Raw genomic sequence first — 12,585 nt, forward strand, 5'->3', positions numbered from 1 at the left:
GGGGGCCTTTCGCTTTGACTGAGCCCCAATACGGAATCGAACCGTAGACCTTCTCCTTACCATGGAGACGCTCTACCGACTGAGCTATTGGGGCCTGCTGCCCTGCGGCAACGAGATAAAGCATACCCCGAACTCCGGGAAATACATAACCACGCGCGGCAACGTCCGAGATACCAGCCACGCGAAGCATCGGGCACTACAGGGACGCCACGACGGCCGGCCCCGTGAACGCAGAAAAGCCCCGCACCAGAGGTGCGGGGCTTTCCCGGAATAATTGTTCGGCGGCGTCCTACTCTCCCACAGGGTCCCCCCTGCAGTACCATCGGCGCTGAAAGGCTTAGCTTCCGGGTTCGGAATGTAACCGGGCGTTTCCCTAACGCAATGACCACCGAAACACTATGAAATTAACCAACACCGGGCAACAACACGGCCGTTCGTTATTTCAGAACTAACACAGTGGACGCGAGCAACTGAGGACAAGCCCTCGGCCTATTAGTACCAGTCAGCTCCACCCGTTGCCGGGCTTCCACATCTGGCCTATCAACCCAGTCGTCTACTGGGAGCCTTAACCCCTCAAAGGGGTGGGAATACTCATCTCGAAGCAGGCTTCCCGCTTAGATGCTTTCAGCGGTTATCCTTTCCGAACGTAGCCAACCAGCCATGCCCTTGGCAGGACAACTGGCACACCAGAGGTTCGTCCGTCCCGGTCCTCTCGTACTAGGGACAGCCCTTCTCAATATTCCTACGCGCGCAGCGGATAGGGACCGAACTGTCTCACGACGTTCTAAACCCAGCTCGCGTACCGCTTTAATGGGCGAACAGCCCAACCCTTGGGACCGACTCCAGCCCCAGGATGCGACGAGCCGACATCGAGGTGCCAAACCATCCCGTCGATATGGACTCTTGGGGAAGATCAGCCTGTTATCCCCGGGGTACCTTTTATCCGTTGAGCGACAGCGCTTCCACAAGCCACTGCCGGATCACTAGTCCCGACTTTCGTCCCTGCTCGACCCGTCGGTCTCACAGTCAAGCTCCCTTGTGCACTTACACTCAACACCTGATTGCCAACCAGGCTGAGGGAACCTTTGGGCGCCTCCGTTACTCTTTAGGAGGCAACCGCCCCAGTTAAACTACCCATCAGACACTGTCCCTGATCCGGATCACGGACCCAGGTTAGACATCCAGCACGACCAGAGTGGTATTTCAACGGCGACTCCACAACCACTGGCGTGGCTGCTTCAAAGTCTCCCACCTATCCTACACAAGCCGAACCGAACACCAATATCAAACTGTAGTAAAGGTCCCGGGGTCTTTCCGTCCTGCTGCGCGAAACGAGCATCTTTACTCGTAGTGCAATTTCACCGGGCCTATGGTTGAGACAGTCGAGAAGTCGTTACGCCATTCGTGCAGGTCGGAACTTACCCGACAAGGAATTTCGCTACCTTAGGATGGTTATAGTTACCACCGCCGTTTACTGGCGCTTAAGTTCTCAGCTTCGCCGACCCGAAAGTCAGCTAACCGGTCCCCTTAACGTTCCAGCACCGGGCAGGCGTCAGTCCGTATACATCGCCTTACGGCTTCGCACGGACCTGTGTTTTTAGTAAACAGTCGCTTCTCGCTGGTCTCTGCGGCCACCCCCAGCTCACCGAGTAAATCGGATCACCAGTGATGGCCCCCCTTCTCCCGAAGTTACGGGGGCATTTTGCCGAGTTCCTTAACCATAGTTCACCCGAACGCCTCGGTATTCTCTACCTGACCACCTGAGTCGGTTTAGGGTACGGGCCGCCATGAAACTCGCTAGAGGCTTTTCTCGACAGCATAGGATCATCCACTTCACCACAATCGGCTCGGCATCAGGTCTCAGGCTCAATGTGTGACGGATTTGCCTATCACACGCCCTACACCCTTACCCCGGGACTACCACCGCCCGGGCTGGACTACCTTCCTGCGTCACCCCATCGCTTACCTAGTACAAGTCTGGTTCGTCGGCTCCACCACTACCCTCAACTCCGAAGAGATCGGGCCGGCTTCACGGACTTAGCATCGCCTGATTCAGTATTGGGCGTTTCAAAGCGGGTACCGGAATATCAACCGGTTGTCCATCGACTACGCCTGTCGGCCTCGCCTTAGGTCCCGACTTACCCTGGGCAGATCAGCTTGACCCAGGAACCCTTAGTCAATCGGCGCACACGTTTCTCACGTGTGTATCGCTACTCATGCCTGCATTCTCACTCGTGAACCGTCCACAACTCGCTTCCGCGGCTGCTTCACCCGGCACACGACGCTCCCCTACCCATCCCAGCAGGCGTTGGCCCTATATGCTGGAATGACACGACTTCGGCGGTACGCTTGAGCCCCGCTACATTGTCGGCGCGGAATCACTTGACCAGTGAGCTATTACGCACTCTTTCAAGGGTGGCTGCTTCTAAGCCAACCTCCTGGTTGTCTCTGCGACTCCACATCCTTTCCCACTTAGCGTACGCTTAGGGGCCTTAGTCGATGCTCTGGGCTGTTTCCCTCTCGACCATGGAGCTTATCCCCCACAGTCTCACTGCCGTGCTCTCACTTACCGGCATTCGGAGTTTGGCTAAGGTCAGTAACCCGGTAGGGCCCATCGCCTATCCAGTGCTCTACCTCCGGCAAGAAACACACGACGCTGCACCTAAATGCATTTCGGGGAGAACCAGCTATCACGGAGTTTGATTGGCCTTTCACCCCTAACCACAGGTCATCCCCCAGGTTTTCAACCCTGGTGGGTTCGGTCCTCCACGAAGTCTTACCTCCGCTTCAACCTGCCCATGGCTAGATCACTCCGCTTCGGGTCTTGAGCGTGCTACTGAATCGCCCTATTCGGACTCGCTTTCGCTACGGCTTCCCCACACGGGTTAACCTCGCAACACACCGCAAACTCGCAGGCTCATTCTTCAAAAGGCACGCAGTCACGACTGTTGCTCCGAAGAACAACAGCGACGCTCCCACGGCTTGTAGGCACACGGTTTCAGGTACTATTTCACTCCGCTCCCGCGGTACTTTTCACCATTCCCTCACGGTACTATCCGCTATCGGTCACCAGGGAATATTTAGGCTTAGCGGGTGGTCCCGCCAGATTCACACGGGATTTCTCGGGCCCCGTGCTACTTGGGTGTCTCTTAAACGAGCCGTCAATGTTTCAGCTACGGGGGTCTTACCCTCTACGCCGGACCTTTCGCATGTCCTTCGCCTACATCAACGGTTTCTGACTCGTCTCACAGCCGGCAGACCGTGAAAAAGAGATCCCACAACCCCGCATGCGCAACCCCTGCCGGGTATCACACGCATACGGTTTGGCCTCATCCAGTTTCGCTCGCCACTACTCCCGGAATCACGGTTGTTTTCTCTTCCTGAGGGTACTGAGATGTTTCACTTCCCCTCGTTCCCTCCACACTGCCTATGTGTTCAGCAGCGGGTGACAGCCCATGACGACTGCCGGGTTTCCCCATTCGGACACCCCCGGATCAAAGCTCGGTTGACAGCTCCCCGGGGCCTATCGTGGCCTCCCACGTCCTTCATCGGTTCCTGGTGCCAAGGCATCCACCGTGCGCCCTTAAAAACTTGGCCACAGATGCTCGCGTCCACTGTGCAGTTCTCAAACAACGACCAGCCACCCATCACCCCACCCGAAAAGGGCGAGTTCACTGGGGCCGGCAACTGAAGGCGACCACACGGCCGTACCCTCAGATACCCAACAACGTGCCCGACACAACCGATCCCTTCCCACGTTCCACGCCGAAGCAGTACTAGTGAAAAACAACCTGTCGTGCCGAATAGTCAACGTTCCACCCATGAGCTACCACCGTCGAACATTTGCCGACGTAGTGGCCTCTGACCAAGCAGGCTTGGTAAGAAGTGCTCCTTAGAAAGGAGGTGATCCAGCCGCACCTTCCGGTACGGCTACCTTGTTACGACTTCGTCCCAATCGCCAGTCCCACCTTCGACAGCTCCCTCCCACAAGGGGTTGGGCCACCGGCTTCGGGTGTTACCGACTTTCGTGACGTGACGGGCGGTGTGTACAAGGCCCGGGAACGTATTCACCGCAGCAATGCTGATCTGCGATTACTAGCAACTCCGACTTCATGGGGTCGAGTTGCAGACCCCAATCCGAACTGAGACCGGCTTTTTGAGATTCGCTCCGCCTCGCGGCATCGCAGCTCATTGTACCGGCCATTGTAGCACGTGTGCAGCCCAAGACATAAGGGGCATGATGACTTGACGTCGTCCCCACCTTCCTCCGAGTTGACCCCGGCAGTCTCCTGTGAGTCCCCATCACCCCGAAGGGCATGCTGGCAACACAGAACAAGGGTTGCGCTCGTTGCGGGACTTAACCCAACATCTCACGACACGAGCTGACGACAGCCATGCACCACCTGTATACCGACCACAAGGGGGGCACCATCTCTGATGCTTTCCGGTATATGTCAAGCCTTGGTAAGGTTCTTCGCGTTGCGTCGAATTAAGCCACATGCTCCGCTGCTTGTGCGGGCCCCCGTCAATTCCTTTGAGTTTTAGCCTTGCGGCCGTACTCCCCAGGCGGGGAACTTAATGCGTTAGCTGCGGCACCGACGACGTGGAATGTCGCCAACACCTAGTTCCCAACGTTTACGGCGTGGACTACCAGGGTATCTAATCCTGTTCGCTCCCCACGCTTTCGCTCCTCAGCGTCAGTAATGGCCCAGAGATCCGCCTTCGCCACCGGTGTTCCTCCTGATATCTGCGCATTTCACCGCTACACCAGGAATTCCGATCTCCCCTACCACACTCTAGCCTGCCCGTATCGACTGCAGACCCGGGGTTAAGCCCCGGGCTTTCACAACCGACGCAACAAGCCGCCTACGAGCTCTTTACGCCCAATAATTCCGGACAACGCTTGCGCCCTACGTATTACCGCGGCTGCTGGCACGTAGTTAGCCGGCGCTTCTTCTGCAGGTACCGTCACTTTCGCTTCTTCCCTGCTGAAAGAGGTTTACAACCCGAAGGCCGTCATCCCTCACGCGGCGTCGCTGCATCAGGCTTTCGCCCATTGTGCAATATTCCCCACTGCTGCCTCCCGTAGGAGTCTGGGCCGTGTCTCAGTCCCAGTGTGGCCGGTCGCCCTCTCAGGCCGGCTACCCGTCGTCGCCTTGGTAGGCCATCACCCCACCAACAAGCTGATAGGCCGCGGGCTCATCCTTCACCGCCGGAGCTTTTAACCCCGTCCCATGCGGGACAGAGTGTTATCCGGTATTAGACCCCGTTTCCAGGGCTTGTCCCAGAGTGAAGGGCAGATTGCCCACGTGTTACTCACCCGTTCGCCACTAATCCACCCCGAAGGGCTTCATCGTTCGACTTGCATGTGTTAAGCACGCCGCCAGCGTTCGTCCTGAGCCAGGATCAAACTCTCCGTGAATGTTCTCCCGTGATCGGGATGACACACGAGAGCGGAACGACCGGTCGGAATAGGACCGATCGTTCACAGCGTCCTCGCTGTGTAATTGCCTACCGGAACCGTGAGGCCCGGCAGGACTTTCAAAGGAACCTCGAACCTGCCGAAGCAGGCCGGGGTATCAACATATCTGGCGTTGACTTTTGGCACGCTGTTGAGTTCTCAAGGAACGGACGCTTCCTTTGTACTCACCCTCTCGGGCTTTCCTCCGGGCTTTCCCTTCGGCCTTGCGTTTCCGACTCTATCAGACTCTTTCGTGTCCGATTCCCGGTCGAAGCGGGCCCTCTGCGGAGCAGAAGATTTGTCACTGCGCTTTCCAGTTCTTCGCTTTCGCGTTTCCCTTTCCGGCGGTTCCAACCTTACCAGACTCTTTTTCGTTTCCGTTTCCGGTCCGAATTTGATTCCGGTGGCCTTTGGAGTGGCCTTTGCCTTTCGGCGGATCCGACTTTATCAGAAGTTCTGAGTCGGAAATTCCGACCCGCTCGGGGCGGCCTCTGCGCACCAGTGCGCGAGCTGCTTCCCGGTCAGGCGGAGCCGTAAACGTACTGGAGCGGGGCGCCCGATGCAAATCGGGGGCCCCGCTCCGGAGTTCGCGCCTGTCGGAGGGTCAGACCTCGACGACCACGGGGAGGATCATCGGGCGCCGACGGTAAGTGTCGGAGACCCACTTGCCGACCGTGCGGCGGACGAGCTGCTGCAGCTGGTGCGGCTCCATCACTCCGTCCTGGGCGGACTTGTTGATCGCTTCCTCGATCTTCGGTACGACGGCGCTGAACGCCGCGTCGTCGATACCGGAACCCCTGGCGTGGATGTCGGGGCCGCCCGTGATCTTGCCGGAAGAGCTGTCGACCACGATGAAGACCGAAATGATGCCTTCGTCGCCGAGGATGCGACGGTCCTTGAGGGAGGTCTCGGTGACGTCTCCGACCGAGAGGCCGTCGACGTACACGTAACCCGCCTGAACCTTGCCGACGATCTTGGCCTTGCCGTCGACGAGGTCGACCACGACACCGTCCTCGGCGATGACGATGTGGTCCTTGGGAACACCGGTAAGGGCGCCCAGTTCGGCGTTGGCCCGCAGGTGGCGCCATTCGCCGTGCACCGGCATCAGGTTCTTCGGCTTGCAGATGTTGTAGAAGTACAGCAGCTCGCCGGCCGAGGCGTGGCCCGAGACATGGACCTTGGCGTTGCCCTTGTGGACGACGTGGGCGCCCCAGCGGGTCAGGCCGTTGATCACGCGGTAGACCGCGTTCTCATTGCCCGGGATCAGGGACGACGCCAGGATCACCGTGTCGCCCTGGACGATCCGGATCTGGTGGTCGCGGTTGGCCATCCGGGACAGTGCGGCCATCGGCTCGCCCTGCGAGCCCGTGCAGACCAGCACGACCTCGTCGTCCGGCAGGTCGTCGAGGGTCTTGACGTCGACGACCAGGCCCGCGGGAACCTTCAGATAACCGAGGTCGCGGGCGATGCCCATGTTGCGGACCATCGAACGGCCGACGAAGGCGACCCGGCGGCCGTACTCGTGTGCCGCGTCCAGGATCTGCTGAATGCGGTGCACGTGGCTGGCGAAGCTCGCCACGATGATGCGCTTCTGGGCGTTCGCGAAGACCGTGCGCAGGACGTTGGAGATGTCCCGCTCGGGCGGTACGAAGCCGGGCACCTCTGCATTCGTCGAGTCGGAGAGGAGGAGGTCGATGCCTTCCTCGCTCAGCCGGGCGAAGGCGTGCAGGTCGGTGAGCCGGCCGTCCAGCGGGAGCTGGTCCATCTTGAAGTCACCGGTCGCGACGGCCATGCCCGCGGGGGTGCGGATGGCGACCGCGAGGGCATCCGGGATGGAGTGGTTGACCGCGATGAACTCGCAGTCGAAGACGCCGATGCGCTCGCGCTGGCCTTCTGCCACCTCAAGGGTGTACGGACGGATCCGGTGCTCCTGAAGTTTCGCCTCGATCAGTGCGAGGGTCAGCTTGGAACCGATGAGCGGGATGTCCGGCTTCAGGCGCAGCAGATACGGGACGCCACCGATGTGGTCCTCGTGGCCGTGCGTGAGGACGATGCCCTCGACGTCGTCGAGGCGGTCCCGGATCGTGGAGAAGTCGGGCAGGATCAGGTCGATTCCGGGCTGCTCCTCCTCGGGGAAGAGCACTCCGCAGTCGACGATGAGCAGGCGGCCGCCGTACTCGAATACCGTCATGTTGCGGCCGATTTCGCCGAGGCCGCCGAGCGGGGTGACGCGGAGGCCACCCTTCGGGAGCTTCGGCGGGGTGCCGAGTTCGGGATGCGGATGACTCAAAAGACTCTCCTTACCACGCACGCCACGTACCGCTGAGGCACGTGGCGTGCATGTCATTCGTGCACTTGCTGTTCTCTGACGTCGCTCTTGTGAGTGTTCTTCGCTTATTCAGTTGTGAAGTCTGTGGTTACAGCTGTACCCCACCGGCGGCGAGGTCGATCTTGAGCTGGGCCGCTTCCTGTGCGGTGAGTTCCACCAGAGGGAGGCGCAGCGGTCCTGCGGGCAGGCCCTGGAGCGCCAGAGCGGCCTTGGTGGTGATCACGCCCTGGGTGCGGAACATGCCGGTGAAGACCGGCAGGAGCTTCTGGTGGATCTCGGTGGCCTTCTGGACGTCGCCGCCGAGGTACGCCTCGATGAGGGCGCGCAGGTCGGGGGTGACGACATGGCCGACGACGGAGACGAAGCCGACTGCGCCGACCGAGAGCAGCGGGAGGTTCAGCATGTCGTCGCCTGAGTACCAGGCGAGGCCGGACCGGGCGATGGCCCAGCTTGCGCGGCCGAGGTCACCCTTGGCGTCCTTGTTGGCGACGATTCGCGGGTGCTCGGCGAGCCGTACCAGTGTCTCTGTGTCGATCGGCACACCGCTGCGACCGGGAATGTCGTAAAGCATCACCGGGAGACCGGTGGAGTCCGTGATCGCCGTGAAGTGGCGGAAGATGCCTTCCTGCGGCGGCTTGTTGTAGTACGGCGTGACCGCGAGAAGACCGTGCGCGCCGGAGCGCTCGGCCGTGCGGGCGAGCTCGATGCTGTGGCGGGTGTCGTTGGTACCGATGCCGGCGACGACATGGGCCCGGTCCCCTACAGCTTCCAGGACCGCCCGTACGAGCTGGTCTTTCTCCGCGTCACTGGTGGTCGGGGACTCGCCGGTGGTGCCGTTGATGATCAGGCCGTCATTGCCTGCGTCCACCAGGTGGGCGGCGAGCCGCTGGGCGCCGTCGAGGTCGAGTGCGCCGTCCGCCGTGAAGGGCGTGACCATGGCGGTGAGGACCCGCCCGAAGGGAGTCTGCGGAGTGGAGATCGGAGCCATGGGTAACACGCTACTCGCTGCTCAGCGCCCGGTGGTCCCTCGGGGGGACAAGGGAGAGGAGCCCGGCACTGCCTGCTCGGGGGTTCAAGCAGTGCCGGGTCCGTTTGATCAGCCTAGATGAACTTCACGAAACGTCGCAATATGGACACCGCCTACGGGGCTACGCGTCCATTCTTGTTGAAGGCTGCATGGGTGAGCGGCATGAGCCGAGCCCAGTGCTCCTCCATCTGTTCGCCGACCATTTCGATCTCACGCTGCGGGAAGGACGGGACCTTCGCCAGCTCGTGCTGGGTGCGCAGACCGAGGAAGTGCATCAGCGAGCGCGCGTTGCACGTGGCATACATCGACGAGAACAGGCCGACCGGGAGCACGGCCCGGGCGACCTCGCGCGCGACGCCGGCGGCGAGCATCTCCTGGTACGCCTCGTACGCCTGGCGGTACGAGTCCTCCATCACGCGGCCGGTGAGCTCCTGCTGGGCCGCGGTGCCCTCGACGAACTCGTACTTGCCGGGGCGGCCCTGCTGGACGAGCTTGCGGGCCTCACCGGGAACGTAGAAGACCGGCTCCAGCTCCCTGTAGCGGCCCGATTCCTCGTTGTACGACCAGCCGACGCGGTGGCGCATGAACTCGCGGAACACGAAGATCGGTGCGCTGATGAAGAACGTCATCGAGTTGTGCTCGAACGGGGATCCGTGACGGTCCCGCATCAGGAAGTTGATGAGCCCTTTCGAGCGCTCCGGGTCCTTCGTGACCTCTTCGAGGGACTGCTCTCCGGCCGTGGAGACACGGGCCGCGAACAGGACGTCGGAGTCGGCCGCGGAGTGCTTCACCAGCTCGACGGTCACATCGCTGCGGAAGCTGGGCTTTGCGGGCTCGGGGGTCTCGGTCACCGGCGGGGTCCTTCCAATTGCGTCGCTCGGGCGGCGCCCACTCTACGGGCCGCCACTGACAACGAGCCTCACAAGGTCCGTCCGAGGATTTCTTCGGCGAATTCGGCGATTCGGGGCACCGAACGGGCCCGCCGTGCGTCTGACTCAATAGCACCACCTGTATCAGAGTTCAAGGAGAGCTTCCTCATGTTCCGCCGGCGTGAAGCCGTCCCGTTCGCTTTCGTGGCCAAGGCCGACCGATTCCGCAGCAATGTCGCCCCGCCGCCCCGGGAGCGGGCCACCGTCTCCCAGCTGGCGGCCCGCTCCCTCGTGGGGCTGACCGTGATCGCCGGTCTTGCCGGATCGCTGCTCCTCGGCCTTCCGGCCCTCGCCCCGCAGCAGACTCCGTCGCACAGCCAGCAGACCGAGGCCGCCCACCGCTGACTCGTACGGACCCCTGGGGTGGTAGGGGCGGGGGCCTGCTCGGTAGCCTCACCGGGCACAGCAATCGAGCGTGCTTGTGAGTGAGGATCAGTCGTGCCCCTGCCCTTTCTGACGGCCGACCGCGCGTTTGACGCGAGCGCTGAGGACATTGCGCTGCCGTTCGACGACCACGACAGCTGGCGGCGCCCCTACCGCCCCGGGCCGTGGCGGGTCGCGGCGGCGGCCACCCTGTTGTTGCTCGCCTCGTTCGTGCTCATCGCGGGCATGATCATCGCGTTTGCCGGGGCGTTGCCCGGGGCTTCCCTATGTGTCGGGCTCGCCCTTGTGATGATCTTCTGCGCCCTGCGACTGCTGCGGGTGGGTGCCTGGGTGAGCCGGCACGGGGTTCGGCGGGTGGGCTTCTTCGTGACGACGACCGTGCCGTGGGACCGGGCCGCCACGGTCCGTACGGTGCAGCAGCCGGTGAGGTGGCTCGGCTTCCCCCGCACCGTGCAGGGTCAGGCCCTGATCGTCGTACGGAAGGGTGGCGAGGCCGTGCCGCCGCTGCTCACCGACTGCAATGCGGACTTCCTCGGGCGTCGCGAGGCGTTCGACCGGGCCGCCGACACGATCGAGGCATGGGCGGACGAGTACCGGCGCGGCTAACGACCTGGTGCACGACCGCCCGGAGCCCGCTCGCTATCGTGCACCAGGTCGTAAGGGCTGTCCCGTCATCCCTGACGGGCGCACGACGACAGCTACGGCACCTCGCCGCGTTGTCGGAACGTCCGCATACATCCCGTGCGCGGACGCCCCTCCGCCCTGCGATGCACCGCATCCATCGCCGCGCGCCGTTCCGCCAGGGACCACGGGACAACCCTGAGGGCCTTCGTTTGAAGTAGCGGCAGATCACGGTGCCGGTGCGCCGGTCCGTGCAGGCGAGCCGGTGCGGTCCGTGCCGACGAGGACGCGGTGTGCACCGGCCTGCCGATGCGGACCGGGCCGATCTTGCGGCCGGCCCGCAGTTCGCACACGCGTGCCTCGACCGCGGCGGGAGTGCGGTGCGGGCCGAACGAGGCCGGCTGGACCGGTCGGCCGGACCCGCTCCGCCCTCGGCGACGAACCTGCGTACCCACATGTGAGCCGTCGTGCACGAGACACCCGCCTCGGCCGCGACATCGACTTGGTGTACGGCGTCCGGTTCTGTCCTCGGACGCCGTACGGGCTCGAACGTCTCCTCAGTCGCCGGGCGGGACCGAGGTGGCGGACGAGCCCGGTGCGCCCGTCGGCGTCAGGCTCATGTGCAGGGCGATGGCGCGCTGCATGGCCTTGCGGGCGCGCGGGGTGTCCCGGGCGTCCTGGTAGGCGACGGCGAGGCGGAACCAGCACCGCCAGTCGTCCGGGGAGTCCTCGGTCTCCTCACGGCGCCGTGCGAACACCGCGTCGGCCGAGTCGCGGTCGATACGGCCTCCCGGGGTGCGGACCAGTTCGTCGACCGGCAGGCCGCCCTCGGATTCGAGTTCGGCGGCGAGGGCGTTGGCCCTGCGGACGAACTGGGTGTTCTTCCAGAGGAACCAGATACCGATCACCGGCAGGATCAGCACCGCGACCCCGAAGGTGACCGTGATCAGCGTGCCGTGCTCGATGAGCAGCAGGCCACGGCTGCCGACCAGGACGAAGTAGAAGACCAGGACGGCAGCGGTGACGAGATAAGTGATCTTTGCGCGCATGGCGGTGGGCTCAGTCAGTTCAGGTCGAGGAAGTGTTCCAGGCCGAAGGTAAGGCCCGGAGTGGTCGCCACGCGGCGCGCGCCGAGCAGGATGCCCGGCATGAAGCTGCTGTGGTGCAGGGAGTCGTGGCGGATGGTGAGGGTCTCCCCCTCGCCGCCGAGCAGCACTTCCTGGTGAGCCAGGAGTCCGCGGAGCCGGATCGCGTGGACCGGGACCCCGTCCACGTCCGCGCCGCGGGCGCCGTCGAGCGCCGTGGCAGTGGCGTCCGGCTGCGGGGCGCAACCGGCCTTCCGCCGGGCCTCGGCGATCAGCTGGGCGGTGCGGGTGGCGGTGCCGGACGGAGCGTCGACCTTGTTGGGGTGATGCAGTTCGATGACCTCGACGGACTCGAAGTAGCGGGCTGCCTGCTCGGCGAACTTCATGGTGAGGACCGCGCCGATGGAGAAGTTCGGCGCGATGAGCACACCGGTCTCCGGGGAGGTGGAGAGCCAGGTGTTCAGCTGCGCGAGCCGCTCGTCGGTCCAGCCGGTGGTGCCGACGACCGCGTGGATGCCGTGCCGGATACAGAAGTCGAGGTTCTCCATCACCGACCCGGGTGTGGTGAGTTCAACCACGACCTGGGCGTCGTTCTCGGTGAGGGTCTCCAGCTTGTCGCCTCGGCCGAGAGCGGCCACCAGTTCCATGTCGTCGGCGGCCTCGACGGCTCGTACGGCTGCCGATCCGATGCGGCCCTTGGCGCCGAGAACGGCCACGCGCAGCTTGCTCATTACTCTGCTTCCTTACGG

At 62.9% G+C, this 12,585-nt stretch carries 7 protein-coding genes, 1 tRNA gene, 3 rRNA genes and 1 pseudogene; 2 read left to right on the forward strand and 10 right to left on the reverse strand.

Annotated elements, in window-relative coordinates; translation table 11 throughout:
* Window positions 1–21: 21 nt before the first annotated feature.
* From OG972_RS11880 to thyX, 7 genes are all read right to left on the reverse strand, one after another.
* A tRNA-Thr gene (locus OG972_RS11880) sits at window positions 22–94 on the reverse strand.
* A gap of 182 nt (window positions 95–276) precedes the next feature.
* Window positions 277–393: ribosomal RNA gene (rrf, locus tag OG972_RS11885) — 5S ribosomal RNA — on the reverse strand.
* Window positions 394–472: 79 nt separating this feature from the next.
* Window positions 473–3,597: ribosomal RNA gene (locus OG972_RS11890) — 23S ribosomal RNA — on the reverse strand.
* Window positions 3,598–3,896: 299 nt separating this feature from the next.
* Window positions 3,897–5,422 (reverse strand): 16S ribosomal RNA (locus OG972_RS11895).
* The 16S, 23S and 5S rRNA genes sit together here with 1 tRNA gene alongside, the layout of an rRNA operon.
* Before the next feature lie 643 nt (window positions 5,423–6,065).
* A complete protein-coding gene (locus tag OG972_RS11900) occupies window positions 6,066–7,751 on the reverse strand; it encodes a ribonuclease J (protein ID WP_266980855.1) in 1,686 nt (561 codons plus the stop codon).
* Between the two features lie 127 nt (window positions 7,752–7,878).
* Window positions 7,879–8,778 carry a 4-hydroxy-tetrahydrodipicolinate synthase gene (gene dapA, locus OG972_RS11905; protein WP_266980856.1) on the reverse strand — a complete coding sequence of 300 codons (900 nt, stop codon included), beginning with the start codon at window positions 8,776–8,778 and terminating at the stop codon, window positions 7,879–7,881.
* A gap of 152 nt (window positions 8,779–8,930) precedes the next feature.
* On the reverse strand, window positions 8,931–9,668 hold the full coding sequence (thyX, locus tag OG972_RS11910) for an FAD-dependent thymidylate synthase (protein WP_266980857.1): 738 nt from the start codon (window positions 9,666–9,668) through the stop codon (window positions 8,931–8,933).
* 186 nt (window positions 9,669–9,854) lie between these two features.
* Between thyX and OG972_RS11915 the strand changes: the two genes are divergently transcribed.
* The gene (locus OG972_RS11915) at window positions 9,855–10,091 is read left to right on the forward strand and encodes a hypothetical protein (protein ID WP_266980859.1); all 237 of its coding nucleotides are present in this window, start codon (window positions 9,855–9,857) and stop codon (window positions 10,089–10,091) included.
* A 93-nt stretch (window positions 10,092–10,184) separates the two neighbouring features.
* Window positions 10,185–10,736, forward strand: coding sequence for a hypothetical protein (locus OG972_RS11920; protein WP_266980861.1), 552 nt, complete (start codon window positions 10,185–10,187; stop codon window positions 10,734–10,736).
* Here OG972_RS11920 and OG972_RS11925 read toward each other — a convergent pair.
* From OG972_RS11925 to dapB, 3 genes and pseudogenes are all read right to left on the reverse strand, one after another.
* Window positions 10,639–11,247, reverse strand: a pseudogene (locus OG972_RS11925) (leucine zipper domain-containing protein); the annotation flags it as partial. The gene OG972_RS11920 and the pseudogene OG972_RS11925 sit on opposite strands and share 98 nt — an antisense overlap.
* 61 nt (window positions 11,248–11,308) lie before the next feature.
* A complete protein-coding gene (locus OG972_RS11930; protein ID WP_266980863.1) occupies window positions 11,309–11,800 on the reverse strand; it encodes a tetratricopeptide repeat protein in 492 nt (163 codons plus the stop codon).
* Between the two features lie 14 nt (window positions 11,801–11,814).
* Window positions 11,815–12,567, reverse strand: coding sequence for a 4-hydroxy-tetrahydrodipicolinate reductase (gene dapB / locus OG972_RS11935; RefSeq protein WP_266980865.1), 753 nt, complete (start codon window positions 12,565–12,567; stop codon window positions 11,815–11,817).
* Window positions 12,568–12,585 lie beyond the last annotated feature (18 nt).

This window comes from Streptomyces sp. NBC_01669 (assembly GCF_026339735.1).
GTDB classification, from domain to species: domain Bacteria; phylum Actinomycetota; class Actinomycetes; order Streptomycetales; family Streptomycetaceae; genus Streptomyces; species Streptomyces yanii.